This is a genomic window from Stenotrophomonas sp. (assembly GCF_032066555.1).
Taxonomy (GTDB): domain Bacteria; phylum Pseudomonadota; class Gammaproteobacteria; order Xanthomonadales; family Xanthomonadaceae; genus Stenotrophomonas.
Window position 1 is genome coordinate 238,056 of record NZ_DAMBKV010000001.1, and the last position, 19,882, is coordinate 257,937.

Here is a 19,882-nt window from a genome sequence, read left to right on the forward strand (position 1 = left end):
TTGGCAAGCCCCGGCGAAGCTGGGAGACTCCCGCCCATGAAGGGGATTTTGGGGATCACCGGCATTCTCGCTGCAGCATTGGTCGCCTCGCCGGCCAGTGCCGGCACGCTGTACAAGTGTGTCGGCAGCGATGGGGTGCCCAATTACGTCAGCAAACGCGTCAGTGGCGCGAGCTGCAGCGTGGTCAGCAGTTATCGGCCGACCCGCGACGTGCCGCGTTATGTGCCGCCGACCCCGGCGCCCGTCGCCACCCCGGTGGCTGCTGCTGCGGCTCCGGCGAGCCAAGCCAATGACAGTTCGACGGCGGTGGCTGCACAGGCTGCCTCCACCGCAGTGCCACCCACACCAGCGCCAACAACGGCAGGACGGGCGCAGCGGGTGATCAGTGGTCAGGTCTACTCCTATATGAAGGATGGGGTGCGCCACTACACCAGCAGCCGGCCGGCTCAGGTGGCCAACATCGGCGCGGTGCGTACCATCCAGTACAGCTATATCGAGCGCTGTTTTGCCTGCGGCGTGAACTCAAGGGTCAACTTCGGCTCGGTGCGCCTGAACACCCAGGCCTACAGCACCGAGATCGCCTCGGCCGCACGCGAATTCGGCGTTGAGGAAGCGGTGGTGCGGGCCATCATCCATGCCGAATCGGCGTTCAATCCGACGGCGCTCAGCCGTGCCGGTGCCCAGGGCCTGATGCAGTTGATGCCTCCCACGGCGCGACGCTTTGGCGTGTCCGATTCCTATGACGCGGGCCAGAACATCCGCGGGGGCGTTCAATACCTGTCGTGGTTGCTGCGTCGTTTCAATGGCAACCTCACCCTGGCTGCGGCCGGTTACAACGCCGGTGAAGGTGCCGTGGACCGTCATGGCGGTGTCCCCCCTTACAAGGAAACCCAGTACTACGTGCAGCGAGTCGCGCAGTTGGCCGATCGCTACCGTGGCGAGCTGGCCACGCGCCAGTAAGTAGACCCTCGACGTTTCTGTTGCAGCAGGCCGTGACAAATTTCGCGGACTGGTGTTTGATCGCGTTGTGTGACCGTTAAGCGTTCCGCTACACTCGGGAACGATTCGATTCAGAGCGGGATGGCCCCCACCAGACCGCTGGCAGCCTCTAGCTACCTAATCAATATCGGAGTGCCGGATGGCAAACGATGGGGTAAATGATCCAGTCAACACCGGACGTCGGCGGTTTTTGACAGCGACTACAGCAGTGGTCGGGGCAGTCGGCGTTGGTTTCGCAGCAGTTCCTTTCATCAAGTCGTGGAATCCCAGCGCCCGCGCCAAACTGGCCGGTGCCCCGGTGACGGCCGATATCAGCGCGTTGCAGGAAGGCCAGCGGCTGATCCTGGAGTGGCGCGGCCAGCCTATCTGGATCGTCAAGCGTTCCAAGGCCATCCTGCAGGCATTGCCTACCCTGGATGCGCGGCTCAAGGATCCGGAGTCCGGTAACAAGGACCAGCAACCGGATTACGTGCTGAAGGCCAATCCCGAGTTCCGCTCGATCAAGCCGGATATCTCCGTGCTGGTAGGTCTGTGTACCCACCTGGGCTGTTCGCCGGAGATGGTGGCCGAGATCCGCCCCGAGCCGTATGACGCACAGTGGAAGGGGGGCTATTTCTGCCCCTGCCACAAATCGCGCTTCGACATGTCCGGACGCGTGTTCCAGGACGTGCCCGCGCCGATCAACCTGCTGGTGCCGCCGCATCACTATGTGGATGACAACACCATCGTCATTGGCGTCGATCCGCAGGGGGCAGCCTGATCATGGCCGACAATATCCTTAGCCGTACCGCCACTGGCGTGGCCAACTGGGTCAACGAGCGTGCGCCTGGGCTGATGCCGGTCTACCGCAAGCACGTCAGCGAGTACTACGCGCCGAAGAACTTCAACTTCTGGTATTACTTCGGCTCGTTGGCGATGGTGATCCTGGTCAACCAGATCGTCACCGGCATCTTCCTGACGATGCACTTCAAGCCCAGCGCGGCCGAGGCGTTCGCGTCGGTTGAGTACATCATGCGCGACGTGGAGTGGGGCTGGCTGATCCGCTACATGCACAGCACCGGTGCCTCGCTGTTCTTCATCGTGGTTTACCTGCACATGTTCCGCGGCTTGATGTACGGCAGTTACAAGAAGCCGCGTGAGCTGGTGTGGATCCTGGGCATGCTGATCTACCTGGTGCTGATGGCAGAGGCCTTCATGGGTTATGTGCTGCCCTGGGGCCAGATGTCGTTCTGGGGTGCCAAGGTGATCATCTCGCTGTTCGGTGCCATCCCGGTGATCGGCAATGGCCTGACCGAATGGATCATGGGTGATTACCTGCCCGGTGATGCCACCCTCAACCGCTTCTTCGCCCTGCACGTCATCGCCATGCCGCTGGTGCTGTTGCTGCTGGTGGTGCTGCACCTCGGCGCATTGCACGAAGTGGGTTCAAACAATCCCGATGGTGTGGAAATCAAGAAGGGTCCCAAGGGCAATCGCTGGTCGCCGACCGCGCCGGCCGATGGCATCCCGTTCCATCCGTATTACACGGTCAAGGACCTGGTGGGTGTCGGCTTCCTGCTGACCCTGGCGGCCTTCATCATCTTCTTCGCGCCGGTGTTCGGCGGCTTGTTCCTTGAGCATGACAACTTCACCGAGGCCAACCGGCTGGTGACGCCGGAGCACATCAAGCCGGTCTGGTACTACACGCCGTACTACGCCATGTTGCGGGTGGTGCCGAACAAGCTCGGTGGTGTGATGGTGATGTTCTCGGCCATCGCCATCCTGTTCCTGGTGCCCTGGCTGGACAAGGCCAAGGTCAAGTCGGTGCGTTACCGTGGCCCGATTTCCAAGGTGATGCTGGGCATTCTGGTGGTGTGCTTCGTCTGGCTGGGGGTGATTGGCTCCGGTCCGGGCACGGCGATCTGGGAGACCTGGGTGGGTCGCGTGCTGACCTTCCTGTACTTCGCCTTCTTCATCACCATGCCGCTGTGGACCAAGATCGACAGCACCAAGCAGGTACCGGACCGGGTGACGACGCATGACTGACAAATGGATTGTGCGGTTGGCCATGGCTGCCGCGATGTTGTTCTGTGTCCCGGCACTGGCTGCAGGTGGTGGCAAGCTGATGCAGGCAGGCAACGATCTGGGCGATCGTGCGTCGCTGCAGCGTGGTGCCCAGGCCTATATGAGCTATTGCTCGGGCTGTCACTCGCTCAAGTACCTGCGTTACTCCCGCATGGGTGAGGACCTGGGGCTGACCGAACAGCAGGTGATGGACAACCTGAACTTCACCGGCGCCGCCTACGGCGAGCAGATCCAGGTGGCGATGCCGCACGATGAGGCGACCAAGTGGTTCGGCAAGATGCCGCCGGACCTGAGCCTGATCTCGCGGGTACGTGGCAGTGACTGGATCTACAGCTACCTGAAATCGTTCTATGTCGATGAATCGCGACCGCTGGGCTGGAACAACAGCGTGTTTCCGAATGCGTCCATGCCCAACCCGTTGTGGGAGTTGCAAGGCATGCAGCATGCGATCCATGGCAAGGCCGAGCAGGAAGGCATTGATCCGCCGGTCGTGGGTTTCAAGCTTGCATCGCCCGGCAAGGTTGATCCGCGGGCGTATGACCAGACGGTCCGCGACATCACCAATTTTCTCGAATACGCCGGCGAGCCGGCGGCATTGAAGCGGCAGAGCCTGGGTGTGTGGGTGGTGTTGTTCCTGGCCCTGCTCACGTTCCTGGCCTATCTGGTCAAGACCGAGTACTGGAAAGACGTGCATTGAGGTGGGTGCAGGCCGGGGACTGTGCGCAGGGGCCCTTGGCAACTGCGCCTGTGGCTTGGCACACTCGGGTAACCGTGGCCACCGTCGGCAATGTGCTGGCGGGGCCGTAAGGTTGGCGGAATCCGACCGATGGAGAGCCTTTGATGGCGGCGAGTGTGCGTATGCGTAATACCCTGACTTTGTTCTCTGCAAACGATGATGCCCTGTGTCATCGGGTGCGGTTGGTGCTGGCGGCCAAGGGCGTGACTTACGATCTGGTGCCGGTCGACGCGCAGAACCCGCCGGAAGACCTGATCGACCTGAATCCGTATCACTCCGTGCCGACCCTGGTTGAGCGTGAGTTGGTGCTGTACGCGGCTTCGGTGGTCAGCGAATATCTGGATGAGCGCTATCCGCACCCGCCATTGATGCCGGTCGACCCGCTGTCGCGGGCGCGGTTGCGGCTGGCGATGCTGCGCATCGAGCATGATTGGGTGCCGCAGGTGCAGGCCATTCAGATGGGTAACAAGACCCAGGCCGAGGCGGGTCGCAAGCGTTTGAAGGAGCTGGTGGCACAGTCGGTGCCGCTGTTCAAAGCCTCGAAGTTCTTCCTCAACCCGGAAATGAGCCTGGCCGATTGCGCGATTGCGCCCATCATCTGGCGCCTGGAGTCACTGGGGGTGGCATTGCCCAAGGATGGCAAGGCGATCGAGGACTATGGCAACCGTATCTTCCGGCATCCGGGTTTCGTCCGCAGCCTGACCGACCAGGAAAAGAAGCTGCGCGAACTGCCGGGCTGAGCTGCTGTCGGCTGTATCCGAACTAATCGATCACCGCCGGCAGTCGGTGATCGTGCGTCAATGACGCGTACACTTGTGCCATGACTGAAGAAACTTTCCGGATGAGCAGCCACCGCCCGTATCTGTTGCGGGCGCTGGTGGAGTGGATCAACGACAATGGCATGACGCCGCACGTGATGGTCGATGCTGGGGTCCCAGGCGTGCAGGTGCCGAGCAGCGCGGTCAAGGAGGAGCGGGTGGTGCTCAATATCGCCGAGCGCGCCGTTGTTGGCCTGCATATCGACAATGATGCGGTGAGCTTCACGGCGCGTTTTTCCGGAACCAGTTTCCCGGTATACGTACCCATTGCCGCGGTGCTGGCGGTCTACGCACGCGAGACGGGGCAGGGCATGGCGTTGCCGGACGATATCCCCGGTACTGACACCAGTCCTGACGATGACGATACGCCGCCGACCGATCCGCCTGAGCGCCCGCAGCCAGCTGCAAAGCGCCCGTTCCTGCGGGTCGTCAAATGATTCCACCGCCGCCGCAAGGCGGCGGTTCTGTTTGCGGCTTTGTGTAGAGCCGAGCCATGCTCGGCTGGGGCTTTCCACGAGAGGCCAACAGCTGCTTGCGGGAGCGGCGTCAGCCGCGAAGCCAAGGTTCTGTCAGGTCGCTGGCGTGTCCGCAACTTCCAGTGCATCAGCTTCGCGGCTGACGCCGCTCCTACAAAGGTGCATGCAGTCCGGCAGATGTTTCGGTAAAGCCTCTGCCGAGCATGGCTCGGCACTACGGTTCGGGTGTGCTGGTAAGGCCTCTGCCGAGCATGGCTCGGCACTAGCGGTTGGATCAGATGTCTTCGGCTTCTTCGGTGCTTTTGCGCAGGCGGCCGATCTGCGCGGCGGCAGGGCCGCTGAAGGAAATCAATTCGCGGCCGCGCAGGACCATGCGGCCGGTGTGACGATCCTGGCCATCATAGGAATAGTCGAAACGGAAGCTGCGCTCGAAGCCAACCCAGCCATTGGGCAGGCGACACAGGCGCAGGCCGGTGCTGTGCACGCTCTGGTCCAGCCATTGCACGTCGGCGGCGCGGCAGGCGTTGCGGCCCAGTTCGGTGGCGCGGTCGGCAGCGGCGCGGGAGCGGTCCCAGAAAGCAAAACCAATCGCGCCGACAATCATCAGGATGAGAAGGGTAGGCATGCACGCACTTTAGGCGATCCGCTCACGCATGCGCAGCTATTTCGTTGGCCGCGAACGCGTGCGCGGGCTTCAGTGGGTGACCGGTGCCGGGATGGGTTCGTCTGGTGGTGGCGGCAAGGGTGCGGTGGAGTTGAACGTCGGCGTTGGGGTGGTCGCGGTCAGCTTCAGCAGCGCTGCCCAGTCCTGTCGGTTGAGGTTGCATTCTTCCTCCTGCCCCGGCGAGCAGCTGGTCTCGACCGGATAACCGGATGCCTGCGCGGCGTTGGCTTTGGGCAGTTCGAGCAGGCCGGTACGGTCAAGCATGAGCTTGCGCATGACCACCGAGTTGGCGACGTTGCCGCCGACCAGGTAAAGCGTGCGGTCCCCGCCCATGTTGGCGCTGACCACGATCTCGCAATGCGATTTCCAGTTGCCAGCGCGGCCACTGCCCAGTGCCTGGATCAGTCCCGCGTAGTTCAAGGTGCTGCTGCGGTCGCGCAGGAAGCACAGCATGTCGCCGGGGGCGGGCTTCTCGCTTGCCGGGTCGGCCAGCCGATAGGGCGAGCCATTGCTGCCACTCTGGTAGGCAGCGCGGATGTAGTCGATATGCCGGGGTGAGCGGGTGAAGCCCGGCACGGCGGCGCGCGTCATCACCCAGGAGATGAAGGCGGCCGACCATGGGTTGTCGATCAGGAAGGCGCGGCAATCGCTGTCGGTATACCGGTTGCCTGCCGGCTGCGCACAGCTGCTGGCGCCGGCGATGGCACCCATCGGGCCAAGCGTGCCGCTATCGCGCCAATAGCCGACAACGCGCTGCCAGGCGATCAGGCCATTGTCGGCCAGATGCTCGTTCTCGGCTTCCGTAACGCCGAGGCTGGCGATGCGGCCCTCACGGTCGATGAAGGGGCGGTACCACAACCGGTGTTCACCGCAGGCCGTCGCGACGACGGCTTTGGCGGTTTCGCTCAGGCCATAGCGCGGCGGCACATCACAGGCTTCGGCCGCCATCGCCGGCAGGGCGGGCAGCAGCAGGGTCAGGCCGCACAACAGAAATCGATATGCCACAGCAGGCTCCGCGAGGGATATTGGGGGAGTGTCGCAGCGGGGGACGTGTGCGTGCCGTGAGTCAGCCCGGGGGCGGGCCCAGCTTCAGCGACAGATCGATGGCCTGCACGTGCTTGGTCAGCCCGCCAATGGAAATGCAGTCCACGCCATCTTCGGCAATGGCGCGCAGCGTGGTCATGTCGACGCTGCCGGAGACTTCCAGGGGAATCCGCCCGGCCGTGATGCGCACGGCATCGCGCCGCATCGCCGCGCTGAAGTCGTCGATCAGGATGCGCTCGCAACCGGCGGCCAAGGCTTCCTGCAACTGTTGCAGGTCCTCGACTTCGACCACCAGCGGCAGTTTGGGTTGTTGCGCGCGTGCGGCGTGCACGGCAGCGGTCAACGAGCCGGCGGCGCGAATGTGGTTTTCCTTCAGCATCACCGTATCGAACAGGCCGATGCGATGGTTGTCGCCGCCACCGCAGCGCACCGCGTACTTCTGCGCCAGGCGCAGGCCGGGCAGGGTCTTGCGGGTGTCGAGGATGCGTGCCCTGGTGCCGGCTACCGCCGCGACGTAGCCGGCGGTGATGGTGGCGGTGCCGGACAGGGTCTGCAGGAAGTTGAGCGAGGTCCGTTCGGCGCTGACCAGGCTGCGGCTGCGTCCACTCAGGGTTGCCAGCACCGTGCCGGCGCTGACGCGGTCACCTTCCAGTACCCGCCAGTCGATCCGTACCTGCGGGTCCAGCGCACGATGGGTGGCGTCGAACCAGGGGCGGCCGGCGATCACCGCATCCTGCTTGCACAGCAGGTAGGCGATATCGGCGACATCGGGCAGCAGCGCGGCAGTGACGTCGCCGCTGCCGATGTCCTCGGCCAGGGCGCGGGCGACATCGGCGTCAATCTGTTCCTGTGGCGGGGCCAGCGGCGGGTGCGGCAGCATTATTTGGCCGGGAAGTCGGTGATCTGGGCGGTGGCGATGGCTTCGTCGGCCAGCAGCACCGGGATGCCGTCATCGACGCGGAAAACCTGCTTGCGGTCGCCGGTAACCAGGGCTTCGCGCAGGGGCTGGGCCTGAGCGCTGCCGTCGGCGCGGGTCACGCTGCCGGCGCTGATGGCACGGTTGAGGGCTTCCAGGCCGGCGTTTTCCAGCACGAACAGCGGCTGGCGGGTATCGGGGGAAACGAGCAGGTCGAGCAGTTTGCGGTCCATCAGGTCGTGGTCTTGCTGGGAAGACGGCTAGAATACGTCTTTGCAGCAGGTGACGGCCAATGACCCTCGACCACCCCGCGCCGCTAGTCGGCATCGTGATGGGTTCCCGCTCAGACTGGGAAACCATGCAGCACGCCGCCCAGAAGCTTGATGCTTTGGGCGTTCCCTACGAAGTGAAGGTAGTTTCCGCGCACCGTACCCCGGATGTGCTGTTCAGCTACGCCGAGCAGGCGGGCCCGCGTGGTCTGCGCGCGATCATCGGCGGGGCTGGTGGTGCAGCGCACCTGCCGGGCATGCTGGCTGCCAAGACCGCGGTGCCGGTGCTGGGCGTGCCGGTGCAGTCCAAGGCACTCAATGGCATGGATTCGCTGCTGTCGATCGTGCAGATGCCGGCCGGTATCCCGGTGGCGACCTTTGCCATTGGCAACGCTGGCGCATCCAATGCGGCCCTGTTCGCCGCGGCCATGCTGGCGGCCGAGCAGCCGCAGATTGGCGCTGCGCTGGACGCCTTCCGCACGCGCCAGACCGAAGATGTGATGGCTGCGGACGATCCGCGCCAATGATTACGGTTGGCATTCTCGGTGGCGGGCAACTGGCCCGGATGATGGCGCTGGCGGGAGCTCCGCTGGGACTGCGCTTCATGGTGTTCGATCCGGCGGCCGATGCCTGCGCGGGGCAGGTGGCGCCGTTGCAGGTGGGCAACTTCGATGACACCCAGGCGCTGGCTGAGTTCGCTGCCAAGGTCGACGTGATCACCTTCGACTTCGAAAATGTGCCTGCGGCGAGCGCGCGCTGGCTGGCCGAGCGCAAGCCGGTGTTCCCGAATCCGGCCGCATTGGCGGTGGCGCAGGACCGGCTCAGCGAAAAGACCTTGTTCCAGGAACTGGGCATCGCGCTGCCGGCATTTGCCGACATCCGCAGCCGGGATGAACTGGCGGCCAAGGTCGCCGAGTTCGGCATGCCCTGCATCCTCAAGACCCGTCGGCTGGGCTATGACGGCAAGGGCCAGTTTCGCATCCGCGAAGCGGCGGATATCGATGCAGCCTGGCAGACGCTGGGCACGCAGGTCGACAAGACCGGGCTGATACTCGAGGGTTTCGTGGCGTTTGACCGCGAAATCAGCGTGGTCGCCGTGCGTGGCCGCGACGGTGAGTTCCGTGCCTGGCCGCTGACCGCCAACTGGCACGTGGATGGTGTGTTGTCGGCCAGCCTGGCGCCGGCGGCGCTGTCTGCCGATCAGCAGGCCACTGCGATCGCCTATGCACGCCGCGTTGCCGAGCGCCTGGATTATGTAGGCGTATTCGCGCTGGAGCTGTTCTGTCGTGGCGATGCGTTGTTGGCCAACGAAATGGCGCCGCGCGTACACAACTCGGGCCATTGGACCAGCGACGGCGCTGAAACCTCGCAGTTCGAGAACCATATCCGCGCCGTACTTGGCCTGCCCTTGGGCGATACCCGCATGCTCGGCCACGCCTGCATGCTGAACTGGCTGGGGCAGATGCCCGACGCCAAGGCCGTGCTGGGCGAGGCTGCCGGTCACTGGCATGACTACGGCAAGCAGGCACGTGAAGGCCGCAAGGTCGGCCATGCCAACCTGCGGGATGACGCCCCGGCGGCTTTGGCGGATGCTTTGTCGCGCGTCGGTGAGGCCTTGGGCCGGCAGGCGCAGGTCGCACCGGTGGTTGATGTCCTGCGTCGCGGCGGCATGACGGCGAGCTAATCATTGCCGGCGTAAGGTTCTCCCGTCCCAACTGGAGAACCTGCCATGCTCGACTGGAACGATTACCGCCGTGAGTTGAAGGGCCGCATCGGTGAGCTGGGCAAGCTCTCGCCGGATACGCTCAAGGGCTATATCACCTTGAGCGGGGCGGGCGCGCAGACCAATCACCTGGATGGCAAGACCCGCGAGTTGATCGCGCTGGCGGTGGCGGTGACCACGCGCTGCGATGGCTGCATCACCACCCATGTGGACGCGGCCTTGAAGCAGGGTGCCAGTCGCGAGGAGATCGCCGAAGCGCTCGGCGTGGCGGTGGCGCTCAATGCCGGTGCGGCGCTGGTCTATTCGGCGCGCGTGCTGGACGCGGTGGCTGCGCACGAGTGAGGCGGGCGGTGCTTTTGGCTCACTCAGGGAGCTTTCAACTCGTCATTCCAGCCTGCGCGGGAATGGCGAGTAGCGGATTTGGTCGCGAAATGCGGAACGCGAACCTGCTGGCTCCAAACAAGTTCAGCGAAGCTGCGCGGCTACAAAATCCCAGTTCACCAGCTTCCAGAACGCCTGTAGAAAACGCGCGCGATCATTCTGGTAGTCGCTGTAATACGCGTGCTCCCATACATCACAGACCAATAGTGGCGTGCTGTCGCCGGTCAATGGGGTGTTGGCGTTGCGGGTGCTGACGATGGCCAGCTTGCCGTCCGGGTGCTGCACCAGCCAGGTCCAGCCCGAGCCGAACACGCCCAGGGCCGCCCGATTGAATTCCTCGCGCAGCTTCTGCACGTCGCCGAACTGGCGATTGATGTGCTCGGCCAATACGCCGTGCGGGTCGCCGCCTGCGCGCGGATGCAGGCACTGCCAGAAAAAGTCGTGGTTCCACGCCTGCGCTGCCGCCTGGAACAGGCTGCCCTGGCTGTTGCGTACGATTTCCTCCAGCGACTGTGCATCCAGCTCGGTGCCGGCGATGCGTGCATTGACCGTCTCCACATAGCCACGGTGGTGCCGACCGTGATGCAGATCCAATGTTTCGGCAGAGATGTGTGGCTGCAGCGCGGTTCGGGAGTAGGGTAGTTCAGGCAGTTGGACGGGCATCGGGCATTCTTTTCGGGGCAGGGCGCCGGGAGTCGGCCGGCTCGGCTTACAATGGTCAACCACGGGAAAGTCTATCCGACCAGGACGGGCCGTTCTTTCGCAGTAGGGAGAATTCGAATGCCGGTGATGGAGCAAATCCAGGCTGAGGTGGAGCAACACCCCCTCGTCCTGTTCATGAAGGGTACGCCGCAGTACCCGATGTGCGGCTTTTCCAGTCGTGCCGTGCAGGCGCTGTTGGCCGCCGGTGCGATCAATCTGCGCACGGTCAATCTGCTGGAGTTCCCGGAGGTGCGCGCCAACCTGCCGCGCTATTCGAATCTGGCTACCTTCCCGCAGTTTTTCATGCACGGCGAGCTGATTGGCGGCTGCGACATCATCCTGGAGCTGCTCGAGTCCGGTGAACTCAAGCGTATCGTTGCCGAGGCCGGGCAAGCGTGAGTGCCCAGCCCCGGGGGGACGTGGGCGCCGACCTGGCTGGTCGGGTAATTCTGATAGCGGGTGCTGCGGGCGGTCTGGGTGCGGCGGCGACCCGGGCCTGCACGGAGGCCGGCGCGACGGTAGTGATGCTGGGCCGCAAGGTCGCCAAGCTCAATCGGGTCTACGACAGTGCCGCACAGCTTGGCCCAGAGCCGATGCTGTACCCGCTGGATCTGGAGGGGGCCAGCCCCGATGACTACGCGGCCCTGGCCGAACGGCTGGAGTCCGAGCTCGGGCGACTGGACGGCGTGCTGCATTGCGCCGCCGATTTCGCCGGGCTGACCCCGTTTGCTTCCGGTGATCCGGCCGCTTTTGCCCGGGCCATCCACGTAAACCTGACCGCCCGTGCCTGGTTGACCCAGGCCTGCCTGCCCTTGCTGCGGCAGCGTGAGGACGCAGCGGTGGTGTTCGCGCTGGATGATCCGCAACGGGTGGGGCAGGCCTATTGGGGCGGTTACGGGGTAGCCCAGTACGGGCTGCGCGGGCTGGTCGAGAGCCTGCACCATGAGCTGCGCAATGGTCCGGTCCGGGTCTGTGGCATGCAGCCGGGGCCGATGCGTACCGGGCTGCGGGCGCGTGCGTTTACCCATGAAGAAGACGCGGCGCCGGTGGATCCAGCCAACTACGCTGCCGCCTGCGTGCAGTTGCTTGCCGCCTCCGGTACGCCGTGGCGAGGAAAGGTGTTGGACCTGGCTCCGTGACGATCCTTTCAGCAGCCCTGCTGTTGTTCCTGATCCTGGACCCGCTGGGCAATATTCCGGTGTTCCTGAGCCTGCTCAAGCCGTTGGCGCCGAAGCGCCAGCGGATAGTGCTGGTGCGCGAGCTGTTGATTGCGCTGGCAGTGCTGATGGCGTTTCTTTGGGGTGGAAAATACGCCTTGGAGCTGATGCATCTGCGCCAGGAGTCGGTGGCCATCGCGGGCGGCATCGTGCTGTTCCTGATCGGCATCCGCATGATCTTCCCGCGCCCGGAAGGGCTGATGGGGGCGGTGCCGGATGGTGAGCCCTTCATCGTGCCGATGGCGATCCCGCTGGTGGCCGGCCCCTCGGGCATGGCGGCGGTGATGTTGATGGGGAGCAATGAACCGGAGCGGTTGGCTGACTGGAGCCTGGCCCTGCTGCTGGCCTGGGGGGCAACCGCCGCGATCCTGATGTCGGCAACCCTGCTTTACAAGCTACTGGGCGCCCGCGCGCTAACCGCGCTGGAACGGCTCATGGGCATGTTGCTGGTCGCAATCTCGGTGCAGATGTTGCTGGATGGCCTGGGAACCTATCTGGCGTCAGTGCGCTAACTGCTTGATCGTACGCGGGGAAAACTGCCGCAACGCAACATCGTTGTCTTATTGCAGTCATAAATTGTCATTACCGTGTTAACCTTATCTTAACCGTTGCGGCTGAAACCGCCTCGGAAGGGACCCCCAAGATTCAAGACGATCAGGCGCTCGGTTGACCCCGGGGCTGATGGATCGCGTTTTTTCTCAATCGCCAACTCGTATCGAGGCTACCCATAATGAATCACCCTCGCATCCGGATGTCCAAGCTTACCCTTGGTCTTGTCGCCGCACTTGCGGCTGCTCCGGCTTTCGCCCAGAACACCTCCGCCGGCGTCGGCGGCCAGGTCACCAACAACGGCGGCCAGCCGGTTGCTGGTGCTGAAGTCACCATCACCCACGTTGAGTCGGGCACGGTCAGCCGCGCGACCACCGATGCGTCGGGTCGTTACAACGCACGCGGCCTGCGCGTGGGTGGCCCGTACACCATCACCATCATCAAGTCCGGTGAAGGCACCAAGACCGAAGAAGGCGTCTACCTGAGCCTGAGCCAGACCAACACCGTCAACGGCACCCTGGGTGGCGATCTTGCCGCTACCAACCTGGAAGCCGTGCAGGTGATGGCCGTGGCCGGTGGTTCGGACGTGTTCAGCGCGAACAAGATGGGTGCCGGTACCTCGGTGTCGCAGCAGCAGATCGAAGCGCTGCCGTCGATCAACCGCAACATCCAGGACTACGTGCGTCTTGATCCGCGCATCAGCCAGAGCGACAAGTCGCGTGGCGAACTGACCGTTGGTGGCCAGAACCCGCGCTTCAACGCCATCCGCATCGACGGCATCAACACCAGCGATACCTTCGGCCTGGAATCCAACGGCTTCCCGACCATGCGTCAGCCGGTTTCGATGGATGCCATCGAAGCCATCAACATCGACGTGTCCAACTACGACACCACCATCACCGGCGCAACCGGTGCGGTGGTCGACGCAGTGACCAAGTCGGGTACCAACGAATTCCATGGCTCGGTCTACGGCACCTACCGTGACAAGGACATGGTGGGTGATCACCCGGTCACCGACGCCAAGTTCACCGGCTTTGAAGACGAGAAGACCTGGGGTGCCACCTTCGGCGGCCCGATCATCAAGGACAAGCTGTTCTTCTTCGCAAACTACGAGAAGTACGAGCGCAGCCGCGCCGCCCAGTCCTACGGCCCGCGTGGCTCCAACGCCACCAACGTGGTCGACATCGATCCGGCCTTCATCGCTGAAGCACAGAAGATCGCCAAGGACGTCTACGGCGTCGACATCGGTACCTTGGACGCTCCGGCTGAAACCAAGCAGGAAGTGGAAGAGTACGCCGTCAAGCTGGACTGGAACATCAACGACGACCACCGCGTCTCGGCACGTTTCTCCAAGCTGGAGCAGGTTGACCCGAACCTGGTCGGCAGCAGCCGCTCCACTTCCTACGGCGGTCACAACATGTCCACTGCCGGTCCGGCGCTGGGCCTGAGCAGCCGTTGGTACGACATCAACAAGGAAGTGAAGACCAACGTCATCCAGCTGTTCAGCGACTGGAACGAGAACTTCTCCACCGAGTTCAAGGTCGGCCGCCGTACCTATGACTCGTTGAGCAACGTCTACTCCAAGCTGCCGCAGATCATCATCGGCGGTGGCCCGGGCAACACTGCAGTTGCTCCGCCGTACCTCAATGCCGGTGCCGACGAATTCCGTCACGGCAACGACATCAGCACCAAGACCACCAATGCCTATGGCGCCGCCAACTGGTACCTGGGTGATCACACCCTGAAGTTCGGTTTCGATTGGGAATCCAACGAAATCTACAACCTGTACGCGCAGAACATCTGGGGCACCTATGGCTTTGCCAACCTGGATGATTTCCGCAATGGCCACTACTGGGTGTATGACCTGAATGCGCCGGTTCCGGGCAAGGGCATGGATTCGGTGGCGATGGAATACAAGCATCGCAACACCGGCCTGTTCGTGCAGGACACCTGGGCGGTCAACTACAACCTGAACCTGATGTTCGGCCTGCGCGTCGACATTCCGGATCTGGACGACGTGCCGGTGCACAACCTGCTGGTGCAGGAGATCTACGGTTATGACAACCGCCAGACCCTGGACAAGGCGTTGGTGCAGCCGCGCTTCGGCTTCAACTACACCTTCGACTACGACCGTCCGACGCAGCTGCGTGGTGGCCTGGGCCTGTTCCAGGGTGCAGCGGCCAATGTGTGGGTGGGTAACTCCTACCAGAACAGTGGTTTCGGTCTGATCGGCTACAACCAGCGCATCAACGCCAGCATGACCCAAGCGCAGCGCGAAGCGATCTGGGCGAACCTGCCGGTCTCGCTGGATCCGAACAACCCGACCGTGCCGTCGCCGGCCTCGGGCTACGCGATGATGGTCAACCTGATGGAAAAGGACATCGCACAGCCGTCGGTGTGGAAGGCCAACCTGGCGTTCGATCACGAACTGCCGTGGTACGGCGTCGTGGGCTCGGTTGAGTTGCTGTACACCAAGGTCAAGGATGCGATTGCATTCCAGCGCCTGGATCTGGGCAACGTCAATGCCGTGCGCGGCCAGGACGGCCGTGACATGTACTGGGTGAACCCGTACACCGCGAGCGGCGTGCGCGCCGGTAGCAACACCGGCGTCGGCGCTATCGCTGACACCATCCCGGGCTACGAGAACGTGACCGGCTGGCACAACGATGGCGTGATCCTGCTGAAGAACACCGACAAGGGTCGCAGCTACCAGTTCACCGCCAGCCTGAGCAAGCCGCTGACCGACGTCTGGGGCTGGTCGCTGGGTTACACCTACACCGACGCTACCGAAGTCAGCCCGCTGACCTCGTCGCGTGCGATCTCCAACTGGAACAACATCGCCGGCGTGAATCCGAACGACGTGGTTGCTTCGACCTCCAACTACGAGGTCAAGAACCGCTTCACCGGCAGCCTGCAGTTCCGCAAGGCGTTCTTCGGTGACAACTACACGACCTTCTCGATGTTCTACGAAGGCCGTTCGGGCCTGCCGTACAGCTGGCGCTTCCTGAACGACGCCAACGGCGATGGCTACAGCAACGACCTGTTCTACGTGCCGGCTGGCCGTGGCGACGTGAAGTTCGTTGGTGGCGCTTCGATGGAAGACGCGTTCTTCGCATGGCTGGATGGCCAGGAAGGCCTGGCTGGTTACGGCGGCAAGGTTGCGCCGCGCAACAGCCAGCGCAATGCCTGGGTCAACACCTTCGACGTGCGTATCAGCCAGGAACTGCCGACCTTCTTCAAGGGTCACAAGGCTGAGATCTGGTTGGACATCATGAACGTCGGCAACCTGCTGAATAAGGACTGGGGACAGGTCAGCTACGCCTCGCCGTTCAGCGACCGCGGTGCTGCAACCTTCAAGGGCATCGACCAGGCCACCGGCAAGTACATCTACGACTTCGACGCGAGCAAGGTCACCAAGGTCAACCTGACCGATTGGGAATCGCGCTGGTCGATGCAGATCGGCTTCCGCTACAAGTTCTGATCGTTTGACTGATCGGATGTAAACCGAAAACGGCCGGGGCAACCCGGCCGTTTTCTTTTTAATGGGGGGAGCGCTAAAGTCGATCGCCATAGAGGAAGGAGCAGTTGTGGAAATGAGCAAGAATGACGTGGCAGCGAGGGCGCTGCCGGTGCAGGACGCACGCATCTATCCGCGCGGTGGTCTGGACGTGTTGTCGCGGGCGGAAGTGGCGCGGTTACGCGACGCTTCCAGTGGCGGCATGCATGAGCTGTTGCGCCGGTGTGCGCTGGCGGTGTTGACCAGTGGCAGTGCCTCCGATGACCCGCGCGCTGCGCGCGATCTGTATCCGGACTTCGATGTCCAGGTGACCCAGCAGGATCGCGGCGTTCGCATCGATCTGAGCAATGCGCCGGCGGCTGCATTCGTCGATGGTGAAATCATCCGCGGTATTGCCGAGTTGTTGTTCTCGGTGGTTCGCGACCTGGCCTATATGGCCATCGAACTGGGGCCGGAGTACGCCTCCGACCTGGAGACCTCGGACGGCATCACCAATGCGGTGTTCGGCGTGCTGCGCAATGCGCGCATCCTGCAGCCCAGTGACCCGAACCTGGTCGTATGCTGGGGCGGTCACTCGATCTCGCGTGATGAATACCTGTACACCAAGCAGGTGGGGTATGAGCTGGGCCTGCGCAGCCTGGATATCTGCACCGGCTGCGGCCCGGGTGCGATGAAGGGACCGATGAAGGGCGCCACCATTGCCCACGCCAAGCAGCGCAAGACGAATACGCGCTACATCGGCATCACCGAGCCGGGCATCATTGCGGCCGAGTCGCCGAACCCGATCGTCAACCACCTGGTGATCATGCCGGACATCGAGAAGCGCCTGGAAGCCTTCGTGCGGCTCGGCCACGGCATCATCGTGTTCCCCGGCGGCGTCGGCACGGCGGAGGAGATCCTCTACCTGCTGGGCATCCTGCTGCGCGAGGAGAACAAGGACCTGCCGTTCCCGTTGATCCTCAGTGGCCCGGCCATCGCGGCACCTTACTTCCAGCAGATCGACCGATTCATCCGCCTGACCCTGGGGGACAAGGCGGCCGAACGCTATGAGATCATCGTCGGTGACCCGGTCGGCGTGGCCCGCAAGATGTCGCAGGGTATCAAGCGGGTGCGCGAATTCCGCCTGGCGCAGCGCGATTCGTTCTTCTACAACTGGCAGGTCGACATTCCGCTGGCCTACCAGCAGCCCTTCGTGCCCACCCATGAAGCGATGGCTGGCCTGGACCTGCACAAGGGGCGTCCGGCCCCGGACCTGGCGGCCGACCTCCGCCGCGCGTTCTCCGGCATCGTCGCCGGCAACGTCAAGGAAGAGAGCATGGCCAGGATCGAGGAGTTCGGCCCGTTCAAGATCCATGGCGATGCCGAAATGATGCAGGCCCTGGATGAACTGTTGCGGGCTTTCGTCGAGCAGCGCCGCATGAAGATCTCAGGCGAGTACCATCCCTGTTATCAAGTGGTGGCGTGAACGAACGCCACCGCCTGTCCGCAGGTGGTGGCCTGAATTTGTGATGGAAGAGGGCTTTTCATGTCCTCTTCACATTAATTAATTCTTCGTTCTGTCTTTTCCTTGCCTCGCAAGAGGCGTGGTGGCATGCTGCGGACAGCACGCTGGGGAGCGTATTGCATGAGCGGTAAACGGGGAGCAGGTTTCAGCCTGGTCGAACTGATGATCACCTTGGTGGTCTTGGCTATTCTTGCGGCCGTCGCGTTTCCTAACTTTCAGGGCGTGATGCGCTCGAATCAGGTTGCGACAACCACCAACGAATTATTGGCGTCCTTGTCCTTGGCCCGTGCCGAGGCGATCAAGAGCGCCCGCGGCGCGGGTGTTTGCGCCAGTACCGCGGGAGCAGCCTGTGATGGCGCTTCCTGGGGCGACGGCTGGATGGTTTGGACGGATGCCAATGGCAACGGTGCGTTCGACGCCGGTGAAGCCGTAGTGCGTGTTTCCCCTGGCAGTCCCAAGGTTGTCGCCGACGACGCCGACCTGGTAATCGCCTTCGATTCGCGTGGGCGTCGCCGTTCGCAGGCCGCGCAGGCCATTGCCCTGCAGCCTGCCGATTGCGGCGGGCAGGCCTTGCTGCGCACGGTGTCCATCAACCAGACCGGGCAGACCAAGGTTGCCAAGGGTGCCTGCCCATGAAGCGAGTTCGTCATATGCGCCGCACCATCGGCAGGCAGGGGCAGGTTGGCTTCACCCTGATCGAAGTGATGATTGCAGTTCTTGTGCTTGGCGTTGGCCTGTTGGGTCTGGCGCTGTTGCAGACGATGAACGTTCGCTTCGTGCAGAGCGCCAATTATCGTACCCAGGCGACTAATCTGGCCTACGAGGTACTTGATCAGGTGCGCGCCAATCGCATCTCCAAGGCTGCGTATGCGGGCAACTACGCCGCGTTGACCGCAGATGCGGACTGCGTGGCGCCAACCGGCGCCAATGTGACGCCAGCGTTGTTCCGCAAGGCCTTGCAATGCAGGATCGGCAAGGTGCTTGGGGCTGACGGCACTGCGGCGGTGGTGGTCAACGGAGATGTAGTCACTGTGACGATGACCTGGGATGACGAGCGCTGGCGGGATGGCGGGAATGATGGGCAGGTTGTTTTGAGATCGCAGCTATGAGTCGTCTGTCTACCCTCTACCGCATGCGCGGTTTGACGCTGATCGAGCTGATGATTGCAATGCTGATCGGCACGATCCTCATCCTCGGCATCGTGCAGGTGTTTGCGAGTTCGCGCGCCGCTTACCAGCTCTCCGAAGGCTTGGCGCGGGTGCAGGAAAACGGCCGCTTTGCAATGGATTACCTGCAACGCGACATTCGTATGGCTGGCCATTTCGGCTGCGTCAATGACCAGGCGATGATGCGGCAGAACCCGCCGGCGTTGAGTACGACGTTTGCCGCCGGCGCGCATCCAGCGCTCAATTTTGGCGTATCCATTCAAGGCTATGAGGCGACGGGAACCGGGCCGGGGAGCAATGACGTTTCCTTGTCGGCAACCGGTGCGGCTGACTTTGCGCCGGCCCTGCCTGCGGAGTTCTCCGCGCAGATGGCGGATGCGGTGGCCGGCAGTGACGTGATCGTGCTGCGTTACCTGGCGCCGGAGGGTGTCCCGGTTACTTCGACGACGGGTACGTCCGCGGCGCCGGTGTTCCATTTTGACAGCAGTCGCTGGAGCGTGCTGCAGAGCGGAGTGGCCAATCCCGGTGTTTTCGGCGTGGGCGACTGCATGGGCGCGGCAGTGTTTCAGGCGCAGGCCACCGGAGCGGCGGCGGGCACGGTGACGCTGGGCGCGCCGCCCAACAATACGGTCGCCTTGAGCAAGGTGTTCACGCCTGGCCAGGCGGTGTTGTACCGCGCAGAAAACGCGATTTATTACGTGGCCACCAATGCCACCGGCGGGCGTTCCCTGTACCGGCTACGCTTCCTGTTTGCGCCAAACGCGGCCAACCCCGTGGTCGACAAGGAAGAGCTGGTCGAAGGCGTGGAGAGCATGCAGCTGTTGTTTGGGCAGGATCGTGAGCTCAATGCGAATAATCCGCCGACGGGTTACATCGACCGGCAATATACCGCCGCGGTCATCGAGACCAATTCACCAACAGCAATCGAGAACGCCTGGCGTCGGGTGGGTGCGGTGCAGGTTGGCTTGGTGATGGCCAGTCCCGATCGGGCGGCAGCTGATCAGGCAAGTGCTGCAAACAAGCTCAACGCACTGGGAGTGACGTTTGCGGCACCGGCGGACAGGCGCTTCCGCTCGGTGTACCAGAGCACCATTGCACTGCGGAATCGCCTTTATGGCAATTGAGGGAGCCATGTAC

Annotated in this window: 22 protein-coding genes; 17 read left to right on the plus strand and 5 right to left on the minus strand. The window is 63.2% G+C overall.

The window, feature by feature from the left end:
* Window positions 1-36: 36 nt before the first annotated feature.
* From RT131_RS01060 to RT131_RS01085, 6 genes are all read left to right on the plus strand, one after another.
* Complete coding sequence (locus tag RT131_RS01060) at window positions 37-960, plus strand: lytic transglycosylase domain-containing protein (RefSeq protein WP_313169498.1); 924 nt, start codon at window positions 37-39, stop codon at window positions 958-960.
* Window positions 961-1,138: 178 nt separating this feature from the next.
* Window positions 1,139-1,759 carry a ubiquinol-cytochrome c reductase iron-sulfur subunit gene (gene petA, locus RT131_RS01065; protein ID WP_313169500.1) on the plus strand — a complete coding sequence of 207 codons (621 nt, stop codon included), beginning with the start codon at window positions 1,139-1,141 and terminating at the stop codon, window positions 1,757-1,759.
* Window positions 1,760-1,761: 2 nt separating this feature from the next.
* Window positions 1,762-3,024: a cytochrome bc complex cytochrome b subunit gene (locus RT131_RS01070; RefSeq protein ID WP_313169502.1), complete on the plus strand. Its 1,263-nt coding sequence runs from the start codon at window positions 1,762-1,764 to the stop codon at window positions 3,022-3,024.
* Entirely contained in the window at window positions 3,017-3,760 is a 744-nt protein-coding gene (locus RT131_RS01075; protein WP_313169504.1) for a cytochrome c1, read from the plus strand. Before RT131_RS01070 ends, RT131_RS01075 begins: the two co-directional genes overlap by 8 nt.
* Before the next feature lie 143 nt (window positions 3,761-3,903).
* Complete coding sequence (locus RT131_RS01080) at window positions 3,904-4,539, plus strand: glutathione S-transferase N-terminal domain-containing protein (RefSeq protein ID WP_313169506.1); 636 nt, start codon at window positions 3,904-3,906, stop codon at window positions 4,537-4,539.
* Between the two features lie 80 nt (window positions 4,540-4,619).
* Window positions 4,620-5,054, plus strand: a complete 435-nt coding sequence (locus tag RT131_RS01085; protein WP_313169507.1) for a ClpXP protease specificity-enhancing factor — start codon at window positions 4,620-4,622, stop codon at window positions 5,052-5,054.
* Between the two features lie 313 nt (window positions 5,055-5,367).
* Here the strand turns inward: RT131_RS01085 and RT131_RS01090 are convergent, their stop codons facing one another.
* The 4 genes from RT131_RS01090 to RT131_RS01105 form a co-directional block, all read right to left on the minus strand.
* Window positions 5,368-5,718 (minus strand): DUF3301 domain-containing protein, encoded by a 351-nt coding sequence (locus RT131_RS01090; protein WP_313169509.1) that lies wholly within the window; start codon window positions 5,716-5,718, stop codon window positions 5,368-5,370.
* 69 nt (window positions 5,719-5,787) lie between these two features.
* Window positions 5,788-6,705, minus strand: a complete 918-nt coding sequence (locus tag RT131_RS01095) for a DUF2272 domain-containing protein (RefSeq protein ID WP_313170196.1) — start codon at window positions 6,703-6,705, stop codon at window positions 5,788-5,790.
* A 118-nt stretch (window positions 6,706-6,823) separates the two neighbouring features.
* Entirely contained in the window at window positions 6,824-7,681 is an 858-nt protein-coding gene (gene nadC / locus RT131_RS01100) for a carboxylating nicotinate-nucleotide diphosphorylase (protein ID WP_313169510.1), read from the minus strand.
* Entirely contained in the window at window positions 7,681-7,950 is a 270-nt protein-coding gene (locus RT131_RS01105; RefSeq protein ID WP_313169512.1) for a Trm112 family protein, read from the minus strand. Before RT131_RS01105 ends, nadC begins: the two co-directional genes overlap by 1 nt.
* A 59-nt stretch (window positions 7,951-8,009) precedes the next feature.
* Between RT131_RS01105 and purE the strand changes: the two genes are divergently transcribed.
* Genes purE through RT131_RS01120 form a run of 3 tightly spaced genes read left to right on the plus strand, consistent with a single transcriptional unit; the run spans window position 8,010 to window position 10,051 of the window.
* Window positions 8,010-8,513, plus strand: a complete 504-nt coding sequence (gene purE, locus RT131_RS01110) for a 5-(carboxyamino)imidazole ribonucleotide mutase (protein ID WP_313169514.1) — start codon at window positions 8,010-8,012, stop codon at window positions 8,511-8,513.
* On the plus strand, window positions 8,510-9,670 hold the full coding sequence (locus RT131_RS01115) for a 5-(carboxyamino)imidazole ribonucleotide synthase (RefSeq protein ID WP_313169516.1): 1,161 nt from the start codon (window positions 8,510-8,512) through the stop codon (window positions 9,668-9,670). Before purE ends, RT131_RS01115 begins: the two co-directional genes overlap by 4 nt.
* Window positions 9,671-9,715: 45 nt before the next feature.
* Complete coding sequence (locus tag RT131_RS01120; protein ID WP_282267792.1) at window positions 9,716-10,051, plus strand: carboxymuconolactone decarboxylase family protein; 336 nt, start codon at window positions 9,716-9,718, stop codon at window positions 10,049-10,051.
* Between the two features lie 123 nt (window positions 10,052-10,174).
* On the opposite strand, the gene RT131_RS01125 is transcribed toward RT131_RS01120, so the two are convergent.
* Window positions 10,175-10,753 (minus strand): Fe-Mn family superoxide dismutase, encoded by a 579-nt coding sequence (locus tag RT131_RS01125; protein ID WP_313169519.1) that lies wholly within the window; start codon window positions 10,751-10,753, stop codon window positions 10,175-10,177.
* A 117-nt stretch (window positions 10,754-10,870) separates the two neighbouring features.
* On the opposite strand from RT131_RS01125, the gene grxD reads away from it, so the two are divergent.
* The 8 genes from grxD (at window position 10,871) to RT131_RS01165 (ending at window position 19,869) form a co-directional block, all read left to right on the plus strand.
* Entirely contained in the window at window positions 10,871-11,191 is a 321-nt protein-coding gene (gene grxD, locus RT131_RS01130) for a Grx4 family monothiol glutaredoxin (RefSeq protein WP_313169521.1), read from the plus strand.
* Window positions 11,188-11,931, plus strand: a complete 744-nt coding sequence (locus RT131_RS01135; RefSeq protein WP_313169522.1) for an SDR family NAD(P)-dependent oxidoreductase — start codon at window positions 11,188-11,190, stop codon at window positions 11,929-11,931. Before grxD ends, RT131_RS01135 begins: the two co-directional genes overlap by 4 nt.
* A complete protein-coding gene (locus RT131_RS01140) occupies window positions 11,928-12,521 on the plus strand; it encodes a YhgN family NAAT transporter (protein WP_313169524.1) in 594 nt (197 codons plus the stop codon). Before RT131_RS01135 ends, RT131_RS01140 begins: the two co-directional genes overlap by 4 nt.
* A 239-nt stretch (window positions 12,522-12,760) precedes the next feature.
* Window positions 12,761-16,039 carry a carboxypeptidase regulatory-like domain-containing protein gene (locus RT131_RS01145; protein ID WP_313169526.1) on the plus strand — a complete coding sequence of 1,093 codons (3,279 nt, stop codon included), beginning with the start codon at window positions 12,761-12,763 and terminating at the stop codon, window positions 16,037-16,039.
* Between the two features lie 112 nt (window positions 16,040-16,151).
* On the plus strand, window positions 16,152-17,540 hold the full coding sequence (gene ppnN / locus RT131_RS01150) for a nucleotide 5'-monophosphate nucleosidase PpnN (RefSeq protein WP_313169528.1): 1,389 nt from the start codon (window positions 16,152-16,154) through the stop codon (window positions 17,538-17,540).
* A 159-nt stretch (window positions 17,541-17,699) separates the two neighbouring features.
* Entirely contained in the window at window positions 17,700-18,215 is a 516-nt protein-coding gene (locus RT131_RS01155; protein ID WP_313169530.1) for a Tfp pilus assembly protein FimT/FimU, read from the plus strand.
* Window positions 18,212-18,688: a type IV pilus modification protein PilV gene (pilV, locus tag RT131_RS01160; protein ID WP_313169532.1), complete on the plus strand. Its 477-nt coding sequence runs from the start codon at window positions 18,212-18,214 to the stop codon at window positions 18,686-18,688. Before RT131_RS01155 ends, pilV begins: the two co-directional genes overlap by 4 nt.
* Window positions 18,685-19,869: a PilW family protein gene (locus tag RT131_RS01165; protein WP_313169534.1), complete on the plus strand. Its 1,185-nt coding sequence runs from the start codon at window positions 18,685-18,687 to the stop codon at window positions 19,867-19,869. Before pilV ends, RT131_RS01165 begins: the two co-directional genes overlap by 4 nt.
* The last annotated feature ends 13 nt before the right edge of the window (window positions 19,870-19,882 follow it).

What these genes read in the sequence shown, in the direction of transcription:
- RT131_RS01060 (WP_313169498.1), top strand. Translation starts at nt 37, where the DNA reads ATGAAGGGGATTTTGGGGATCACCGGCATTCTCGCTGCAGCATTGGTC.
- petA (WP_313169500.1), top strand. Translation starts at nt 1,139, where the DNA reads ATGGCAAACGATGGGGTAAATGATCCAGTCAACACCGGACGTCGGCGG.
- RT131_RS01070 (WP_313169502.1), top strand. Translation starts at nt 1,762, where the DNA reads ATGGCCGACAATATCCTTAGCCGTACCGCCACTGGCGTGGCCAACTGG.
- RT131_RS01075 (WP_313169504.1), top strand. Translation starts at nt 3,017, where the DNA reads ATGACTGACAAATGGATTGTGCGGTTGGCCATGGCTGCCGCGATGTTG.
- RT131_RS01080 (WP_313169506.1), top strand. Translation starts at nt 3,904, where the DNA reads ATGGCGGCGAGTGTGCGTATGCGTAATACCCTGACTTTGTTCTCTGCA.
- RT131_RS01085 (WP_313169507.1), top strand. Translation starts at nt 4,620, where the DNA reads ATGACTGAAGAAACTTTCCGGATGAGCAGCCACCGCCCGTATCTGTTG.
- RT131_RS01090 (WP_313169509.1), bottom strand. Translation starts at nt 5,718, where the DNA reads ATGCCTACCCTTCTCATCCTGATGATTGTCGGCGCGATTGGTTTTGCT.
- RT131_RS01095 (WP_313170196.1), bottom strand. Translation starts at nt 6,705, where the DNA reads ATGGCGGCCGAAGCCTGTGATGTGCCGCCGCGCTATGGCCTGAGCGAA.
- nadC (WP_313169510.1), bottom strand. Translation starts at nt 7,681, where the DNA reads ATGCTGCCGCACCCGCCGCTGGCCCCGCCACAGGAACAGATTGACGCC.
- RT131_RS01105 (WP_313169512.1), bottom strand. Translation starts at nt 7,950, where the DNA reads ATGGACCGCAAACTGCTCGACCTGCTCGTTTCCCCCGATACCCGCCAG.
- purE (WP_313169514.1), top strand. Translation starts at nt 8,010, where the DNA reads ATGACCCTCGACCACCCCGCGCCGCTAGTCGGCATCGTGATGGGTTCC.
- RT131_RS01115 (WP_313169516.1), top strand. Translation starts at nt 8,510, where the DNA reads ATGATTACGGTTGGCATTCTCGGTGGCGGGCAACTGGCCCGGATGATG.
- RT131_RS01120 (WP_282267792.1), top strand. Translation starts at nt 9,716, where the DNA reads ATGCTCGACTGGAACGATTACCGCCGTGAGTTGAAGGGCCGCATCGGT.
- RT131_RS01125 (WP_313169519.1), bottom strand. Translation starts at nt 10,753, where the DNA reads ATGCCCGTCCAACTGCCTGAACTACCCTACTCCCGAACCGCGCTGCAG.
- grxD (WP_313169521.1), top strand. Translation starts at nt 10,871, where the DNA reads ATGCCGGTGATGGAGCAAATCCAGGCTGAGGTGGAGCAACACCCCCTC.
- RT131_RS01145 (WP_313169526.1), top strand. Translation starts at nt 12,761, where the DNA reads ATGTCCAAGCTTACCCTTGGTCTTGTCGCCGCACTTGCGGCTGCTCCG.
- ppnN (WP_313169528.1), top strand. Translation starts at nt 16,152, where the DNA reads ATGAGCAAGAATGACGTGGCAGCGAGGGCGCTGCCGGTGCAGGACGCA.
- RT131_RS01155 (WP_313169530.1), top strand. Translation starts at nt 17,700, where the DNA reads ATGAGCGGTAAACGGGGAGCAGGTTTCAGCCTGGTCGAACTGATGATC.
- pilV (WP_313169532.1), top strand. Translation starts at nt 18,212, where the DNA reads ATGAAGCGAGTTCGTCATATGCGCCGCACCATCGGCAGGCAGGGGCAG.
- RT131_RS01165 (WP_313169534.1), top strand. Translation starts at nt 18,685, where the DNA reads ATGAGTCGTCTGTCTACCCTCTACCGCATGCGCGGTTTGACGCTGATC.